Source organism: Dyella sp. A6, assembly GCF_036320485.1.
Classification (GTDB): domain Bacteria; phylum Pseudomonadota; class Gammaproteobacteria; order Xanthomonadales; family Rhodanobacteraceae; genus Rhodanobacter_A; species Rhodanobacter_A aluminiiresistens.
The window spans coordinates 858,493-876,653 of sequence record NZ_CP132911.1; the positions used below are offsets into that span (position 1 = coordinate 858,493).

At 66.1% G+C, this 18,161-nt stretch carries 13 protein-coding genes; 7 read left to right on the forward strand and 6 right to left on the reverse strand.

Features of this window, described 5'->3' with window-relative positions; all coding sequences use genetic code 11:
* Positions 1-170: 170 nt before the first annotated feature.
* The 6 genes from RA164_RS03500 to gshB all read right to left on the reverse strand — a co-directional run bounded on the left by RA164_RS03500 (position 171) and on the right by gshB (position 5,865).
* Positions 171-1,898, reverse strand: a complete 1,728-nt coding sequence (locus RA164_RS03500) for a hypothetical protein (RefSeq protein ID WP_329742592.1) — start codon at positions 1,896-1,898, stop codon at positions 171-173.
* 95 nt (positions 1,899-1,993) lie between these two features.
* Positions 1,994-2,920 (reverse strand): aspartate carbamoyltransferase catalytic subunit, encoded by a 927-nt coding sequence (locus tag RA164_RS03505; RefSeq protein WP_329742593.1) that lies wholly within the window; start codon positions 2,918-2,920, stop codon positions 1,994-1,996.
* Positions 2,917-3,375, reverse strand: a complete 459-nt coding sequence (gene ruvX, locus RA164_RS03510; protein WP_329742594.1) for a Holliday junction resolvase RuvX — start codon at positions 3,373-3,375, stop codon at positions 2,917-2,919. The genes RA164_RS03505 and ruvX overlap by 4 nt, the downstream gene beginning before the upstream one ends.
* Before the next feature lie 10 nt (positions 3,376-3,385).
* Positions 3,386-3,955 (reverse strand): YqgE/AlgH family protein, encoded by a 570-nt coding sequence (locus tag RA164_RS03515; RefSeq protein ID WP_329742595.1) that lies wholly within the window; start codon positions 3,953-3,955, stop codon positions 3,386-3,388.
* 84 nt (positions 3,956-4,039) lie between these two features.
* Complete coding sequence (locus RA164_RS03520; RefSeq protein WP_329742596.1) at positions 4,040-4,906, reverse strand: energy transducer TonB; 867 nt, start codon at positions 4,904-4,906, stop codon at positions 4,040-4,042.
* A complete protein-coding gene (gene gshB, locus RA164_RS03525) occupies positions 4,903-5,865 on the reverse strand; it encodes a glutathione synthase (protein WP_329742597.1) in 963 nt (320 codons plus the stop codon). The genes RA164_RS03520 and gshB overlap by 4 nt, the downstream gene beginning before the upstream one ends.
* 351 nt (positions 5,866-6,216) lie before the next feature.
* Between gshB and pilG the strand changes: the two genes are divergently transcribed.
* From pilG to RA164_RS03560, 7 genes are all read left to right on the forward strand, one after another.
* Entirely contained in the window at positions 6,217-6,573 is a 357-nt protein-coding gene (gene pilG, locus RA164_RS03530; protein ID WP_412731061.1) for a twitching motility response regulator PilG, read from the forward strand.
* Between the two features lie 32 nt (positions 6,574-6,605).
* A complete protein-coding gene (locus tag RA164_RS03535; protein ID WP_329742599.1) occupies positions 6,606-6,977 on the forward strand; it encodes a response regulator in 372 nt (123 codons plus the stop codon).
* Between the two features lie 7 nt (positions 6,978-6,984).
* Positions 6,985-7,527 (forward strand): chemotaxis protein CheW, encoded by a 543-nt coding sequence (locus tag RA164_RS03540; protein ID WP_329742600.1) that lies wholly within the window; start codon positions 6,985-6,987, stop codon positions 7,525-7,527.
* Positions 7,528-7,644: 117 nt separating this feature from the next.
* Positions 7,645-9,675 carry a methyl-accepting chemotaxis protein gene (locus RA164_RS03545; RefSeq protein ID WP_329742601.1) on the forward strand — a complete coding sequence of 677 codons (2,031 nt, stop codon included), beginning with the start codon at positions 7,645-7,647 and terminating at the stop codon, positions 9,673-9,675.
* Between the two features lie 72 nt (positions 9,676-9,747).
* A complete protein-coding gene (locus RA164_RS03550) occupies positions 9,748-15,951 on the forward strand; it encodes an Hpt domain-containing protein (RefSeq protein ID WP_329742602.1) in 6,204 nt (2,067 codons plus the stop codon).
* Positions 15,948-17,666 (forward strand): chemotaxis protein CheB, encoded by a 1,719-nt coding sequence (locus RA164_RS03555; RefSeq protein ID WP_329742603.1) that lies wholly within the window; start codon positions 15,948-15,950, stop codon positions 17,664-17,666. Before RA164_RS03550 ends, RA164_RS03555 begins: the two co-directional genes overlap by 4 nt.
* Entirely contained in the window at positions 17,663-18,154 is a 492-nt protein-coding gene (locus RA164_RS03560) for a chemotaxis protein CheW (RefSeq protein ID WP_329742604.1), read from the forward strand. The genes RA164_RS03555 and RA164_RS03560 overlap by 4 nt, the downstream gene beginning before the upstream one ends.
* The last annotated feature ends 7 nt before the right edge of the window (positions 18,155-18,161 follow it).

Genomic DNA, 18,161 nt, shown 5'->3' on the forward strand with positions numbered 1-18,161 from the left:
GTCCGGTCGCGGCAGTTCCGCGTCGCACCTCAGCGTCAGAAAATCGAACCGGACGCGTGACACGAAAAAGGAGCCGCATGGCTCCTTTTTCGTGTCCGTCCGCCGTTTGCCACCAAATGGCGGACGGTCGATAGCATGGGGCGACTGCGTGGCGCGCCGCCCCGGGTACCTTATTTCATGGTGACCTTGCTGGTGATGACCAGGCCGTCGCTGTCCATGTGCACCTCGCCGCTGGCCTCGCGGATACGGGCGGCGGCGGCTTCGGAAGCGGCCAGCCTGGCCTTGATGTCGCCGAGCTTGTTCGGCTGGCCGCCATTGGGCGCCTGGGCTGCAAGGCCTTCCACCCGTTGCGCCATGGCCTTGATCCAGGCCACGTACATGGCGCCGTCGACATGCGCGCGCATCAGCTGCCCGCTGTCGCCACCGGGCGCCTTCAGATCCGCTGCCAGTTTGTCGTTTTCGCCGGCGCCGACGGCCAGCGCCAGGGCATGGTCATTCATCGCGGCCCATGCCGGTTCCCCGAGCATGCCGGTGAGGTTGGCTGGCAGCGGAGTCGGCGTGCCGTTGTCTGGAACGCGGACCTGGGCCAGGGCCGGCATCGACATCTGGGCCATGCCCAGCAGTCCGGCCGGGTTGCGCGTGGCCAATACGACGCGACCGGTGAATTTGGGCAGGCCACCGGTCGGATTGATGCCGAAGCTGTCCAGCGTCAGGCGCAGTCCCAGCAGGTCGCCGAACGGCGGGATCGCGGCTTTCTGCATCACGGGCCCGAGCTTGGCGAAGCCGTCGTTGAAGTCGGTCAGGGCCGGGCAGGTGAATGGCTTGGCGGCCACCGCGTCGGCCTGGGCCAGCCAGAAGGTGCGGATCTCCGTCATCGGCAACGCCAGGCGCAGATCGAACGGTGCGTCGGGTGCGCTGCCCAGCCCGGGCACGTTCACTTTCAGGCCTGCGAAGGCCTGGGTGATGTCGCCGGCCAGCGCGATGTCGAGCCGCGAGTCCTGGTGCTTGCCGTCCAGCCGGGTGTAGCCGAAGCTGATCTGCGGCACGCGTGCGGCAATCCGCGCCGCGTCGGCCGGGCAGCCTGGCGGGATCTTGGTCAGGTTGGCCACCGGCTCGCCGGTCTTGGCCGACTGGCGTTCGGCGCCTGCCCTGAACAGGGCGGCGAACAACGGGTCCTTGCCGCTGGCGATCAGCGGCAGCATGCGCTGCAGGTCGACCCGGCCGACCAGCCAGGGCTGGTAACCCTTGTCCTTGGCCAGCTTGGCCAACGCATCGCTGTCGAGCAGGCTGTGCGCAGGACGGTCCAGGCCGAGCGCTTCGCGGAGCAGCGGCTGGCCGGGGTCGGCCGGTAGCAATGCCACCACCGCCTGCTTGCCGACCGTGGCCAGGATCAGCTCGGTGTGGGACACGGCGAACACGGCGCGGCGGTAACTCTGGCTGCCAATGCTGACGGTGTCCAGAGGCTTGCCGTACGCCGCTTCCATGCGTTTGACGAAGCCGTCGAAAGCCTGCGGATCGGACAGTTCGAAGCGCAGTACCGGCGACAGGCCAAGGCCGTAGAAGGCCATGCGACCCTTCAGGTCGATGCCGCTGTCGTGCGCGAAGCCCTCGACGGTGTTGCCCTTGAAGGTGGCGCCGAGCGCGCGGATCAGCCGCGCGGCATCCGGGTGTTCCGGTGCCAGCCGGTTGGCGGCGGAATCCATCTGCGCCAGTTGCGCGGGCAACTGGGCATCGGCCTGGGCCAGCATCGCCTGGCGTGCGTCGTCACTCATGACCTTCAGGTTGGCCATGACGTAGGGCGTGTCCGTCGGCACGAAGGCCAGCGGTGCATTCTTGTCCTTGTGGCTGCAGCCAAGCAGCAGTGCGCCGGCCATGGCCAGCGCGAACGTGCGCGTCATCAATCGCATGGTTTTCCCTAACTCCCCGAGAAAATGTGGTGTTGCGTATCCATTATGCGCGTTTCACATGCAGCGTGATGCGACGGGCGTTGGCGTCAGCGGGCCAGTACTTCACCCAGTACGGCCATGCGCACGAAGACCCCGTTGGCGACCTGTTCCAGGATGCGCGACTGCGCCCCGTCGGCCACGTCGTCCGCGATCTCGATGCCACGGTTGAGCGGGCCGGGGTGCATTACCAGGCAGCCCTTCGCCGCGCGCGCCAGGCGTCGCCGGTCGAGGCCGTACTGCCTGAAGTAGGCGGCTTCGTCCGGTAGGTCGGTGGCGGCCATGCGTTCCTTCTGCAGACGCAGCATGATGCTTACGTTGGCGTCCTCGATCGCCTCGTCGAAGCTGTCCACGAAGCGGCATTGCGGGAATTCGTCCGGCTCGGGCATCAGCGCGGCAGGGCCGCACAGGCGGATCTCCTTCACCCCCAGCGCGCTGAGGGCATGCACGTCCGAGCGCGCCACCCGCGAGTGGCGGATGTCGCCGCAGATGGTCACGACAAGGTTCTCGAAATCGGGGCGGTGCTGCCGGATGGTCAGCGCGTCGAGCAGCCCCTGGGTGGGGTGCGCGCGGTTGCCGTCGCCGGCGTTGATGACGGACACCCCGCTCATCGCGTGGCGCACCAGTTCGTCCGGCGTGCCGGACACCTTGTGGCGCACGATGATCGCGTCCAGGTGCATGGCTTCCAGCGTGTGCAGGGTGTCGTACAGCGCTTCGCCCTTGTTCGCCGAGGAGAAGCCGATATCGAAGTTGACCACGTCCGCGCCAAGCCGGCGGGCCGCCAGCTCGAACGAGGTGCGGGTGCGGGTGGACGGCTCGAAGAACAGGTTGAGCACGGTGCGACCCGCCAGCGTGTCCAGTTTGCGCGTGCCATGCGCACAGCCGTCGCGCATGGCGATGGCGCGGTCGAGCAGACGCTCGATGGTGGCGCGTGGAAGCTTGTCGAGCGTGGTGAGGTGGCGCAGGCGTGCAGTCATGGCGATGTCGCGGAAGTGGTGGAATGGGATGGGTGGGCGGCGTCGAGCAGCCAGCGTTCGAGGATCACGGCCGCGGCTTCGGCGTCGATCAGTGCGGCGTCCCGGCGTCGGCGCAAGCCCGCGGCACGCGCACCGGCGAAGCGGCGTGCGGCTTCCTTCGAACTGTTGCGCTCGTCGACCAGTGTCACCGGCAGGGCATAGCGTGCCTGCAGCAGCTCGGCGAGGCGGCGGGCGCGCTGGCTGGCCGGTTGCTCAGTGCCGTCCAGCGTCAGCGGCAGGCCGACGACCAGGGCCTCCGGCTGCCATTGCGCATGCAGTGTGTCCAGGATGGTCCAGTCGGGTGTGTCGTTGCGCATCGGGACGGTGGCCAGTGCACGGGCGCTGGCGGTGATGCGATTGCCGATGGCGACACCGGTCAGTTTGCTGCCGACGTCGAAGCCGAGCACGCAGCTCACGGGCGGCGGCTCATGCGTGGCCCGCGTAGCCGGGCAGCTGCAGGGGGTCGATGCCGACCAGGCCTGCGGCCGCGCTCCAGCGTTCCTCGAGCGGGGTGTCGAACACCACGCGCTCGCTGGCCTCGACCGTCAGCCATGCGTTGTCGCGCAGTTCCTGTTCGAGCTGTCCGGCACCCCAGCCGGAATAGCCCAGCGCCATCAGCGCCTGGCGTGGACCATCGCCCGCGGCAAGGGCAACCAGGATGTCGCGTGAGGTGGTGACCGACCATTCGTCGTTGATGCGGTAGCTGGCTTCCCAGTGGCCGGGCTCGCGGTGCAGCACGAAGCCGCGCTCCTGCTGTACCGGGCCGCCGATCAGCACCGGTGCGTCGCCGAGCGAGGGGTCGCTGCAGTCGAGCTTCATCTGCGCCAGTACGTCGCCGAAGCGGAACTCCGAAAGTTGGTTCACCAGCAGGCCGATGGCGCCGTCCTCGTCGTGCTGGCACAGCAGGGCCACGCCACGCGAGAACGGCGGCTCGGCGAGGCCGGGCATCGCGATCAGGAAGTGGCCGGCGAGGGTGGAGGTGTGACTTGACTGCATGGCGCCATTGTAAGCGCTGCGGCCGTTGTCCACACGCGAAGATGACGGATTCCCGGTGCCTGGCCTAATCCACCCGGCCGAGGGCTACCCCTGGCTGCGCAGCACGCTGTCGGGCTGGAACTCCCAGGTACGCGTGATGTAGAGCAGGTCCACGCCCTTCATGTCGTGCGGAAGCGGCGGGAACGGGGCAGCAAGCCGGATGATGGTCTTCACGGCCTGGTCGATCACCGCATGGCCCGAACTATGGATGATCTGGATGTCGTCGATGCTGCCGTCGCGGCGCAGGGCGACCGTGACGATGACATCGCCATGCAGGCCGCGCTCGCGTGCCTGCTGCGGGTAGTTCAGGTTGCCCACGCGTACGATGCGGTCGACCCAGGCGCGCATGTAGGCGGCGTAGGCGTATTCGCGCGTGTTGGCGGAAATGAACTTCTTGCGTGGACGCTTGGCGTAGGCCTCGCGTTCCCGGTTCAGCTCGGCGGCAAGCTGGGCTGCTTTCTGCTGCAGTTGCGACACGCTGGCCGTGGCGGTGTCCGGCGTGTCGTGTTCGGGATGCGCAGTGCTGCTGTCGATCTTGAAGTCGCTGTTGCCGCGGGTGGTGACGAAGCGCTGTGCGGTGGCCGGTTGCGGCCGCGGCGTACTGGCCTCGATGGCGCGCGGCGCGGTGCCGGGGTCGGGCTTCGGCAACAGGCCGGAGAAGGGCTGAGAGGGCCGCGCTGCACGGTCGCTGTTGCCGCCGCCGCTGTTGTTGGCCTGGGCCAGGAAATCGGCCTGCGCCGGTGCCTGCTGGTTGGCGACGTTGACCAGGGTCACGTCCATGGTCGGCAGGGCAGGCTTGGGTTTGGCGAAATGGAAGGTAATGCCCAGCAGCAGGATGCCGTGCAGCAACAGCGAAAAAAGCAAGGTGGCACCGATCGGGTCGGCGCTGGGGCGGGGCGCGGCGCGGGTCACGCGTGGGTTTTCTCGATGGCGTCGAACAGCAGGCCTGCGATATTAAGCCCGAATTGCACGTCCAGTTCGCGTACGCAGGTCGGGGATGTGACGTTGATCTCGGTCAGGTAGTCCCCGATCACGTCCAGGCCGACGAAGCGCAGTCCGCGACGTACCAGCTCCGGTGCGACCTGCGCGGCGATCCAGCGATCGCGCTCGGACAGCGGTACGCCTTCGCCTCGGCCGCCGGCGGCCAGGTTGCCGCGGAATTCATCGCCCTGCGGAATGCGCGCCAGGGCGAACGGTACCGGTTCGCCGTCCACCAGCAGGATGCGCTTGTCGCCGGCGCTGATCTGCGGGATGAACTTCTGCGCGATGGCGAACTGCCTTCCTTCGCCGTGCGGGCCGCCGGCCAGCAGGGTTTCCAGCATCGAGTTCAGGTTGCTGTCGCCGGCCTTCACGCGGAAGATGCCGCGCCCGCCCATGCCGTCGAGCGGCTTCAGCACCGCTTCGCCGTGCTCGGCGACGAAGCGCCTGAGTTCGCCGGCGTCACGCGAGACCAGCGTTGGTGCGATGCACTGCGGAAACTGCAGCGCGAACAGTTTTTCGTTGCAGTCGCGCAGTGCGCGCGGGTCGTTCACGACATCCACGCCGCCGCGCTGCGCGGCCTCCAGCACCATCGTGTCGTAGATGAACTGGGCATCCACGGGCGGGTCCTTGCGCATCAGGACCACGTCCATGTCGCGCAGGTCGCGCCAGGCGGGCGTGTCCAGGGCGTACCAGTCGGCCGGATCGTCCTTCACCCGCAGCGGCGTCAGCCGGGCGAAAGGTGTGCCGTCGCGCAGGGCCAGGTCGCCTTGCTCCATGTAGAACAGGGCGTGGCCGCGGCGCTGTGCCTCCAGCAGCATGGCCAGGCTGGTGTCCTTGGCAACTTTGATCGCGCCGATGGGGTCCATCAGCATGGCAATCGAGAGGGCCATCACGTTCTCCGGATATCGGGCGCGAGGGGAACGCGCTGCAAACCGGTGAATGGTCGCCGAGATGGTCCTTTCGCGGCAAGGTGTTGCGTCGGAATGTGTGTAGTCGTGAGAATGGGGAGTCGGCTGAATTGATCCTTGACGGATGCCTGGGCAGGCAGTAAACAGCAAGCCTAGGAGGCGTCCCGATACGGATGGGGGCCCGCATGCTGTATGGTCTGCTTTGAATTTTTATCCGCGTGGTCTGGTGGCCGCTGGCTATATGACGCGTGCCGCACCTGAGACTGGGGCAGGTCGCTGGGGGGTTGAGTGAACTTGAATGTAGGTAACAACGGCCTGGCCGGTCTGAAAGTCATGGTGATCGATGACTCCAAGACCATCCGTCGTACGGCGGAGACCTTGCTGAAAAAAGAAGGTTGCGACGTGCTGACCGCCGTCGACGGGTTCGAGGCGCTGGCGAAGATTTCCGACCAGAAGCCAGTGATCATCTTCGTTGACATCATGATGCCGCGACTCGACGGCTATCAGACCTGCGCGCTGATCAAGAACAATCCGCAGTTCCGCGCGACGCCGGTCATCATGCTCAGCTCTAAGGACGGCCTGTTCGACAAGGCGCGCGGACGCATCGTGGGCGCCGAGCAGTATCTCACCAAGCCCTTCACTCGGGATGAGTTGCTTGGTGCCATCCATCGCCATGTCAGCACGGTTTGAAGCCTGTGACTGCAGTGTCTGAAGGGGGACCTGTGGCCAACATCCTCATCATCGACGATTCGCCCACCGACGTGCGTGTGTTCACCACGCTGCTTGAGCGCGCGGGTCATGTCGTCCACGCCGTAGGCAATGCCGAAGAAGGGATCGACCGGGTGCGCTCGGAACAGCCCGACCTGGTGATCATGGACGTGATCATGCCCGGCATGAATGGCTTCCAGGCTACCCGCACGCTCAGTCGCGACCCGACGACGGCCAATGTGCCGATCGTGATGATCAGTACCAAGTCGATGGAAACCGATCGCGTGTGGGGCCTGCGTCAGGGCGCCAGGGCCTTCATCACCAAGCCGGTGAACGAGAAGGATCTGCTGGCATGCATCCACGAACTGCTGCCGAATGCGGCCTGAGGTGAGCATGAGCGACGTCACCTTGTCCCCGTTCGAAATCCTGGCGCGATACGAACGTCTGTCGCTTGCGCACGCCTCGGATACGCAGGAGAAGTTCGAGGCGCCGGGTCTCTGGCGCGGCATCGGCTACCGTGCCGGCAACCGTCCGCTGGTCAGCGCGATCGACGAGATCAACGAATTGCTTGCCGTGCCGACACTGACGCCCGTGCCCGGTACCCTGCCGTGGCTGCTTGGCGTGGCCAACGTGCGCGGCAACTTGGTGCCGGTGGTCGACCTGGCACGTTTCCTGTTCAACGAGCGCACGCCGCCGACCGAGCGTGCGCGTCTGCTGGTGGTCCGTCAGGGTGCCGGCAACGTGGCGCTGCTGGTGGACGAGGTGTTCGGCCAGCGTACGGTGGATGCCGAGCAGCGCGGTCAGGCCGAGCGCGAGGAAGATCCGCGGCTGTCGCGATTCGCGGACGACCGGGTGAGCGTGGATGAGCAGTGGTTCACGCTGCTCAGCATGAACAAATTGGTGCGTGCACCGGATTTCCGTCAGGCTGCGGCCTGACAACGAGAGTGGCAAGTGCATGGCCACGCGACGCGCGGCCGGAAAATGGGCGACACAACCTCCGACTGGCGTTGAGGTCGGCTCGGCGGGTTGCAGTACACGGGTGAGGTAAAGCACATGAGCACAACTGGGGGCGTCGGCAAGGAGCGGGGTTATACCTTTCTCATTGTCTTGCTGGTGGCTGCGATCGGTTTTGCGGCACTGGATTTTTATTTCCTCAACGTGAAGAACGGCGAAGATCGCCAGGCGGTCACGCTGACCACGCAGATCCAGGTGTTGTCGCAGACAACGGCGAAGTACGCCCTCGAGTCGTCCAGCGGCAACCTCGGTTCGTTCAACGAACTCGAAGGCACCCGTGACGCCATCGATTCGGCGGTGCAGAGACTGGTCAAGGGCGATCCCAAGAGCGGCCTGCATCCCTATGCGAACAACAACCTCACGCCTGCCGGGCGTGCGGTGACGCGACTCAATGACGCCTGGAAAAAGCTCGACAGCGATATCGGCAGGATCCTTTCGAACAAGCAGTTGGTGCTGGACTCCAACCAGCGTGCGAATGACCTGTCCAGGCAGCTGCCGCTGCTGAACTCCGAAATGGAGCAGGTGATCAACATCCTGCAGCAGCGCAAGGGCAGTGCCGACCAGATGCTGGGCGCGGCTCGTCAGGAGGTGCTGGCTGACCGACTGATCCGTCGCGTGCAGGAAGTGCTGCAGGGTGGAGACTCCGAGCAGGCGGCGGCCGATGGTCTGTCGCGTGACGCACAGAGCTACGGCGAGGTGCTGAAGGGCCTGCTCAGCGGCAATGCCAGCATGGGCGTGCAGGAAATCCGCGACCCCAACGCGCGCAAGATCCTGTCCGGCATGCAGGACAGCTGGAACAAGCTGAGCGACCCGCTGGGCAAGCTGGTGGCTGCATCCACCAACATCGCCGAAGTGAAGAGCGCGGGCGACGATGCCTCGCTGGATTCGCAGAACGTGCTGCTGCGCGCGAATGACGTGGCCGACCAGATCGGCCGGTTGCCGGTGCGCCGGATCTTCCCGAACGTGTGGTGGGGCGTGCTGGCCGCGGCGGCTGCGCTGGCCTTCACCATCATCCTGCTGGCGCAGCTGGCATCCGACCAGCGCAAGCGCTTCCAGGAGTCGGCCGAACTGAACCAGCGCAACCAGGAGGCGATCATGCGCCTGCTGGACGAAATGGGCTCGCTCGCCGAAGGCGACCTGACCGTGAAGACCACGGTGTCGGAAGACATCACCGGCGCGATCGCCGACTCGGTGAACTACGCCATCGACGAGCTGCGCACCCTGGTGACCACGATCAACGAGACCTCCGAGCAGGTGTCGTCCTCGGCCCAAGAAACCCAGACCACGGCCCGCCACCTGGCAGACGCGGCGCAGCAGCAGGCACAGCGGATCAGCACCGCGACCAGCGCGATCAACCAGATCGCCAGCCTGATGGACAACGTGTCGAAGGACTCGGCCGAGTCCGCCGACGTGGCCGAACGCTCGGTGCAGATCGCATCGCACGGCGCCGGCGTGGTGCGCGAGACGATCTCGGGCATGGACTCGATCCGCGACCAGATCCAGGAAACGTCCAAGCGCATCAAGCGGCTGGGCGAATCGTCGCAGGAGATCGGCTCCATCGTGGAACTGATCAACGACATTGCCGAACAGACCAACATCCTCGCCCTGAACGCCGCGATCCAGGCGGCTTCAGCGGGCGAGGCCGGTCGTGGTTTCGCGGTGGTTGCGGACGAAGTGCAGCGACTCGCCGAACGCTCGGCGAGTGCGACGAAGCGAATCGAGACGCTGGTGCAGACGATTCAGTCCGACACCAACGAGGCCGTGAATTCGATGGAACAGACTACCGCCGAAGTGGTGGCCGGTGCGCGCAAGGCGGAGGACGCCGGCAGCGCACTGGGCGACATCGAGCGCGTGTCGCACGATCTGTCCTCGCTGATTCAGAACATCTCCACCGCGGCGCGTCAGCAGTCTGCGGCAGCGACCGATATTTCGCAGTCGATGAATGCTATTCAGGAAATCACGTCGCAGACTTCGCAGGGTGCCAGCCAGACGGCCGAATCGATCGGCTATCTGGCCCAGCTTGCGAGTGACCTGCGGCGCTCGGTGGCTCACTTCAAGCTGCCTGGTTGATGACAGTTACACGACAGGGGGCAACCTCGTCGGTTGCGTGATGCGCTGTTGCGCAGCCGCTGTGAGGGGCGAATGAGACTTCAAGACAACATCGATTTCACCACCCTGCAATGGGTCAAGCCCGAGCTCGACGAGACGTTCGGACTTGCGCGTCAGGCGTTGGAAGCCTATGTCGACAACCCGGGCGACCGGGAGGTCATGCGCTCTTGCGCGGACAACCTGCACCAGGTGCAGGGTACGCTGCGCATGGTCGAGCTGTATGGCGCGGCGATGGTTGCCGAGGAGATGGAGACGCTCACCATCTCGCTGCTCGAGGATCACGTTGCCCATCGCGAGGAAGCCTACGCCGCCCTGATGCGCGGCCTGATGCAGCTGCCGGATTACCTCGAACGCCTTTCCAGCGGCCATCGGGATGTACCGGTGGTGCTGCTGCCCTTGCTGAACGAGCTGCGCGCCAGCCGTGCCAAGGAGGCCTTGAACGAGTCGGCCCTGTTCACGCCGAACTTGGGCGCGGCATTGCCGCCGCAGGCGCCGGTCGCTGCCAGCGCCGAGGATGCGGCCCGCCGTCATGGCGAGGTCGCCGAGTTGCGTCTGCGCTTCCAGCAGCAGTTGCTGGCCTGGTTCCGTGGTCAGGGCGCGCAGCAGCAACTGACTGGCATGCGCAACACCCTGAATGCGATTGCCGCCCGTTGCGTGACGATTCCCGGGCGACGCCTGTGGTGGATCGCGGCAGGCGTGCTGGAGGGACTGGACCAGGGCATGCTCAAGAACCATGCCGCCGAGGTCAGGCAGCTGATCGGCAAGGTCGACCGGAGCATCCGCCAGCTCATCGAGAATGGCGAGGATAGCCTGGCGGGCGGCGATGCCGACGAGCTGGCGCACAAGCTGCTCTACATCGTTGCGCAGGCCAAGCAGCGCAGTCCGCAGATGGCGCTTGTCGCACAGACCTACGGCCTGGACGGTATGCTGCCCGATGCCGGCGAGCTGGAACATGCGCGTGGTTCGATGACCGGCCACAACCGTGCCCTGCTCGACTCGGTGTCGCGTGCACTGAAGGATGACCTGCTGCGCGTCAAGGATGCCCTGGATCTCTATCTGCGCCAGCAGAGCGACGATCCGTCGCGTCTGGCCGAGCAGACCGAAGTACTCGACCGCGTGGGCGATACCCTGGGCATGCTCGCGCTGGCGGTGCCACGTCGGGTGGTGACCGAGCAGCGACGCGTGCTGGCGGACATCGCCAACCGGACCCGTGTTGCGGACGAAGAGACGTTGTTGGACGTGGCCGGCGCGCTGCTCTACGTCGAGGCGTCGCTGGACGATCACATCGAAAGTCTCGGTGCCGAAAACGATCGTCCGACGCCGACGGAAGAGGCGCCGACGACCATGCTGCCGCGCAGCGAGGCACGGCACATCCTGGCCACGCTGATGGGCGAGGCCATCGCCAATACGGCCAAGGTCAAGGACGCCATCGTCGCCTTCGTCGAATCCGGCTGGCAGCATGCACAGCTCGCCAACGCCTCGGCGCTGATGGAGGAGGTGGCCGGCGCGATGCGCATGTTGTCGTCTTCGCGCTCGGCCTCGATTGCCGAAGGCATCGGCCGGTTCATCGGCAACGAACTGGAGATCGACCAGCGCGTCCCGACCAGCGTGCAGATGGACCACCTGGCCGATGCGCTGGCCGCACTGGAGTACTACCTGGAGGCCGCCCGCGAGCACCGAGGCGGGCTCGAACACATTCTGGACGTTGCCGAGCACAGCCTTGGCGAACTCGGCTACTGGCCACCGCCGCCAGCGCGCGAGGCCGTTGCGTTGCCGCAGCCGCCAGTCGCAGTGGAACCACATGAAGATGAGCCGAGCCTGTCGGAAACGGTCAGTCTTGCCGACGGTCCGGATGCCAGTGCGTTGTTCATCGGCGAACACGACGTACCGACGTCCGAGGTCCACGATGTTTCCGGTCTGCATCTGGCTGAAACCGAACCGCTGGCGCCGTCGTCGTCGGCTACGGACGGCGGTGACGACTGGATCGAGATCGAAGAGGAAGTTGTCGAGCAGGTGCATGCGGCCGATCCGTTGGCCGCCAATGCCGGCTTCCAGACCGGTGCCGATGGCATCGACGACGAGATCCGCGAGATCTTCCTGGAGGAAATGCAGGAAGAGATCACCAACCTGCAGACCGCGGAAGCTGCCTGGCTGGAGGACCCGAGCCAGCAGTCGCAGCTGACCGCGATCCGCCGCTCCTTCCACACTCTCAAGGGCTCGGGCCGGCTGGTGGGCGCCAGTACGCTCGGCGAATTCGCCTGGAAAGTGGAGGACATGCTCAACCGCGTGCTCGACGGCACCATCCAGCCGCACGAGGGTGTGCAGGCACTGGTGCATCACGCGATTGCTGCATTGCCGGCGATACGCGCGGCGCTGGAAGGCGACGGCGTAGCGGATGCGCCGATCAGCGCCATCATGAGCACGGCCGAGCAGCTGGCCAAGGGCCAGGACCAGGCGCGTGTCGCGGATCATCTTGGCGCCACCCAGACGGTACGGCGCATGGTCAAGCGGCGCGTGCCGCGCGTCGAAGCCGATGCCGATGCGATTCCCACGGCCAGCCTCAGCGACATCGAGCGGGCGGCGGATGCCGCTGCGACCGAGGCATCCCTTTCCCACGCCGAGGGCGCGACCTTCGCCGAGCCGGTGCTGCCGCCGATCGATCCGGTATTGCTGGAAATCCTGCGCAGCGAAGTCGCCCAGCATCTGCAGACCATCCGCACCACGGTCGGCCGCAGTAGCGGCGAGCTGATGGTCGACGACGGCCTGCTGCGTGCGGTGCATACCATGCACGGTGCCATCGCGATGGTGGACATCCCGCTGCTGATGCACCTGCTGTCGCCGCTGGAAACCCTGCTGAAGCGACTGCGCGGTGCCGGTCATGCGCTGTCGATCGAGGGCGTCGGCCTGCTGGGCCAGAGCGCCGACGTGGTCGACGAGGTGATGGCCCAGTTCGACGCGGCGCAGCCGCGTCTGCCGGATGCCGATGCACTGATTGCACGCATCGCCGAACTGCGCGATCAGGAGCCCGAAGTACAGGTCGCCCATGTGGTGTTCGAGCCACAGGCGCACGAGATCGACAGCGCCGAGGAACTGGCTCCGGCAGAGCCATCGACCGACAGCGCTCCGGAATCCTTGGGCACGGGCGATGACGCGCTCGATTTCTCCGAAGCCCTTGCCGGTTTCGACCTGCACGATGTTGCCGGCACACCGGAGTCGCTGACGGCGGACCACGCGTCCAACGATATCGGCGACGAGGATTTCGCTGCGTTGCTGGCCAGCCTGGACGAGACGCTCGACCTCGACGAAAAGCCGGCCGCATCCGGGGTCGAGGTGACCGACCTGTCGCAGCCAGAATTGCCGGAAGCCGCCGCCGGGGAAGATCACGGGTTCGTGGCGGCGCCATCTGCCACAGATGCGGTCCCGCACGACGTGACTGAGGAGGAAGCGCCTGCGGCCGGGATGGCCGATTCTGGCGCGGACGACCTCGATATCGAGGAGTCGCAGACGCTCGCATCCGACCCGCATCCGGTGGTCGATCAGGCCGACGTCGAACCGGTCGAAGGCGAAAGCTACGATTACGCACAGCCTGTTGTCGAAGCGATCGACGAGGACGCCATCACGCCGGTGCAGGCATCGGATTCGGAACCAGTCGAGTTGGCCGAGCTGGAGTCGGCCGACCGCGCGCTCGCCATCGACACCGCGACGAGCGAACCGCTCGAGGTCGAGGCTGCCGAGGCCGTGGATGTCGCACGGACGGTGGACCACGCGGAAGCGGTCGAGCCGGTTGCGCACGAACATGCCGACGCCACGGCTGAAGCCGAACCGGCACCGCACGTCGTGGTACCGGCCGAAAGTGGTGACGAGATCGATTTCAGCCATGTCGATCCCGACCTGATGGAGGTGTTCTGCGAGGAGGCGCACGAAATTCTCGATCACTCCGACGGCGTGCTGGCGCAATGGCATGCCGAGCCGGACGAATCAGCTCATGTGGCAAGCCTGCTGCGTGACCTGCACACGCTCAAGGGCGGTGCGCGCATCGCTGGGCTGTCGCCGGTAGGCGACCTCACGCATGCCATCGAGACGGTGCTGGAGCATCCGCCGGCCAGTGGTTCGTCGCAGGTGCTGATCGCCACGCTTGAAGCAGCCTTCGATCGCCTGCACAGCCTGGTGCAACGCGTGAGCCAAGGTCGCCCGATCGCCTACCCACAGGCGATGATCGATCATCTGCAAGGCTGGTCCGGTAAGGCCTTCGTGGCCGCTGATGCCGACGCTGACCGCGATGCTGCCGCGCCTGCCGTAGTGTCGGGCTCGATGCCGCAAGCCGAATTGCCCGAGCTGCTGCCGGACGAAAGCGAGCCCGCGGCAGATCTGCCCAGCCCGCAACAGGAACAGATCCGCGTCCGCGCGGAACTGCTGGACAACCTGGTCAACCATGCTGGCGAGGTCGCGATCTACCGTTCGCGCCTGGAACAGCAGGTGGCCGGTTACCGCTTCAACCTGGTCGAGCTGGACCAGACCGTGCAGCGTCTGCGCAGCCAGCTGCGCATGCTGGAAATCGAGACCGAGGCGCAGATCATCGCGCGCTACCAGCGCGAGCACCGCGAAGGCGGCCTGACCGTTTTCGATCCGCTCGAACTGGACCGCTTCTCGCAGCTGCAGCAGTACTCGCGTGCGCTGGCCGAGTCGGTATCCGACCTTGTGTCGATCCAGAGCATGCTGGACGAGTTGACGCGGCAGGCGGAAACCCTGCTGATCCAGCAGTCCCGCGTGAGTTCGGAACTGCAGGAAGGTCTGCTGCGCACGCGCATGCTGCCATTCGACACGATGGTGCCGAACCTTCGCCGTACCCTGCGTCAGGCGGCGCAGGAGCAGGGCAAGAACGCCCAGCTCCACGTGGAGGGCGCGCACGGCGAAATGGACCGCAACCTGCTGGAGCGCATCAAGGCTCCGTTCGAGCACATGCTGCGCAACGCCGTGGCGCATGGCATCGAGTCGCCCGAGGAGCGCCAGAAAGCCGGCAAGCCCGGTGAGGGTGCAGTGCGTATCCGGGTGGCGCGTGAAGCGACCGAAGTGGTGGTGCGGGTCAGTGACGACGGTCGTGGCCTGGACCGCGAGGCGATCCGCAAGCGCGCGATCGAGCGCGGCCTGCTGCGCGAGGATGCACGTCCTGGCGAAAGCGAACTGCTTGGCCTGATCACCCAGCCCGGCTTCTCCACAGCCAGCGAGATCACGCAGCTGGCGGGGCGCGGTGTGGGCATGGACGTGGTCGCCAACGAGATCAAGCAGCTTGGCGGCTCACTGGCGATCGACTCGGAACAGGGCAAGGGCACCACGTTCGTGCTGCGCCTGCCGTTCACGCTGGCGGTGACCCAGGCGATCCTGGTGCGCATCGGCGAAGTCACCTTCGCCATCCCGATGACTTCGGTGCAGGGGGTGGCCCGGATCAGCCCGGCCGAACTGACCGAGCGCCTGGCCGAACCCGATCCTGCATTCGAGTACAACACCGAGCGCTTCGTCATCCACGACCTGGCCGAACTGCTGGGTCACACGCCTGGCTATGTGGGCGACGAGGAACAACTGCCGTTGCTGCTGACGCGCTCGGGCGACCTGCGTGCCGCGATCCGCATCGACGAAGTGATCGGCTCGCGCGAAATCGTGGTGAAGTCGGTCGGTCCGCAGGTGAGCTCGGTGCCCGGCATCCTCGGCGCCACCATCATGGGCGACGGCTCGGTGCTGATCATTCTCGATCTGGCACCACTGGTCCGTCACGGCATCAGCCGGCGCGAGCAGCGCGTGGCCGAAGGCCTGGATGCCGTCGAACAGATGCCGGTGGTCGAGGAAGGCCGCATCCAGCCGCTGGTGATGGTGGTGGACGACTCGATCACCATGCGCAAGGTCACCGGTCGCGTGCTGGAACGTCACGAGTACGAGGTCATGACCGCGAAGGACGGCGTCGACGCGCTCGAGAAGCTCAACGAGCGGGTGCCCGACCTGATGCTGCTCGACATCGAGATGCCGCGCATGGACGGTTACGAGCTGGCCACCCAGATGAAGGCCGATCCGCGCCTGCGCCGTGTGCCGATCATCATGATCACCTCGCGTACCGGTGAGAAGCATCGCCAGCGTGCCTTCGATATCGGCGTCGACCGTTATCTGGGCAAGCCGTACCAGGAAGCGGAGCTTCTGACGCAGATCGGGGAAGTGCTCGAACAGCGTGCAATGGAGGCCGAGGAATGAATGGCAACGCCGTCACGGCTGTCGCTCTGCTGTTCGATGACGCCGAGCTTGGCGGCCAGCTGAAAGCCGCGCTCGACGAATGCGGCGCCAGGATCGTGCACGAAGGCGGGCTTGCGGACATGGATCGGCAACGCCTGGTCGCCAGTGGTGCCCATGTGCTGGTCGTCAACCTGGACGATGACGCCGACGAGGCGGTGCTCGATCGGCTTTACGGCATGATCGACGGCGACGGCCCACGCGTGGTCTTCAACGATGCCCAGGCCTGCCGTGGGCTGGACGGCTGGAGTCGCGCGCGCTGGGCCCGGCATCTGGCGGTGAAGGTGCTTGCGGCCGGTGACGTCGATCCGCCCAGGCCTGCCGATGCGCGGGCGCCGGATGCACACGCCGGCGCGGGCGCGGGTGACCGACCGTCGGCCGTCGGTGATACGCCGGACGATGCGGCACTGTCGCCGCCGTCCGATCCCGAGCTCCACCAGGATATCGATGAGCAGCAGGCGGCTGCGGAATCGGCCAGTCTCGCCGCTGAGCTCGAGGAGCTGCTGGCGCATGATGAACCGGCCGAACCAGCGTTCGCCGAGGGCGAAGGCGGACTGAAGTTCGATGCCGACGCTGAACTGCCGCCCTTGTTCGATGGTGATTTCGGCGCGATGGAGACGACCGCCGACAAGCCCGCGGAGGCCAGTGAGCCGAGCGAGCTGCATCAGGAGTTTTCGGCCTACATGGCCGGCCTGGACGAGATGGAGCCGGTGGCTTCGGTTGCTGCCGAAGCGAAACCCGAGGCCACGCCGTCGATCCGGACCGATCACCTTTCGCTGGCCGCCGACGATGACGAGTCGCCGCTGCAAAGCAGTACCGTCGAACGCAGCGCGGTCGAGCCACCGTCGGCGCCGGAGTGGGGCTTTCTGGAAGACGATGACATGCTGTCGCCCCCGGTAGCTGCCCCGGCTGCCGAACACAAGCCATCCGACTTCGGCATCGAGAAGCTAAGCGCGGCGGATTTCCTTGCGCCCGATTCGGCCGACGAGGGTGCTTCGCCGATCGAACCGGGGCTGAGCCTCGAACTGATGTCGATGGAAGACGCCGTCGCACCCACGGAATACGTCCCCAACGAGTTCGTGCTCGGCGATCTCGACAGTGCCCTGAGCCGACTGGTCGTGCTTGGCGCCACCACCGAAAGCACGGACTCGGTCTGCCGTTTCCTGGCAGGCTTGCCGCTGGGGCTGAAGTCAGCCGTGCTGCTGACCCAGCACCTGGCTGGAACATCCGCTGACGGCCTGGTCGAATATATATCCGGGCACAGCACCCTGCCGGTGCGCATGGCCCAGACAGGTGCGCGTGCACGCGCGGGCGAAGTGTGGGTGGTGCCATCTGGCCAGCAAGTGCGCATTGCGCGCAGTGGTGCGATGGAGCTGCTTGCCGCCGACGAACAGGCAGCTTATTCGCCCTCGATTGATACAAGCTTCACGATGGCGGCCACCACCTTCGGCCAGAGTGTCGTGGCGATCGTTTTCGCCGGTCGCTCCACCGATGCGGTAGGCGGTTGCCAGGCGATCCATGATCGTGGCGGCAAAGTCTGGGTGGAAGTTTCTTCCGGCGAGCATTTCGCGGACATGGTCAGTGGCGTGATGGCCGAACACCTGTCGCAGTTTTCCGGCACGCCGCAGGAGCTTGCGGCGCGCCTGACCGAAGAGTTCCAGACGGAAGGTCGTTCATGAGCGAACAAGAGTTGCCGCGCGAAATCCGCTGCGTGCTGGTCCCGGTCGGCAATCTGCGACTGCTGCTGCCCAATGCCACCGTGGCCGAAGTGATCACCATGCCGGAACCCGAGCCGGTCGACGACGCACCGGAATGGCTGCTTGGCCGCATCGCCTGGCGTGGCTGGCGGGTTCCGCTGGTCTCTTTCACCAAATTGGCCGGTGCGCAGGAAGGCGATGCCGATCTTGCCGTGCGCGTGGCCGTGCTCAAGGCGCTGGGCGGCCATCCGCGCATGCCGTTCGTGGCGGTCGTGACCCAGGGTTTCCCGCGCCTGACCACGCTCAATGCCGAACTGGTCATTCCCACCCACGACGGCAAGCCCTTGCCGCCCGGGGTGAAGGCCCAGGTGCTGGTGCGCGACGACGTGGCGGTGATCCCCGACCTGGAAGGTATCGAGGCCGAGCTGGTCGGGCGTTTCGGCTTCGACGAGCAGGCTGGCGCGGCCTGAGTCCGGT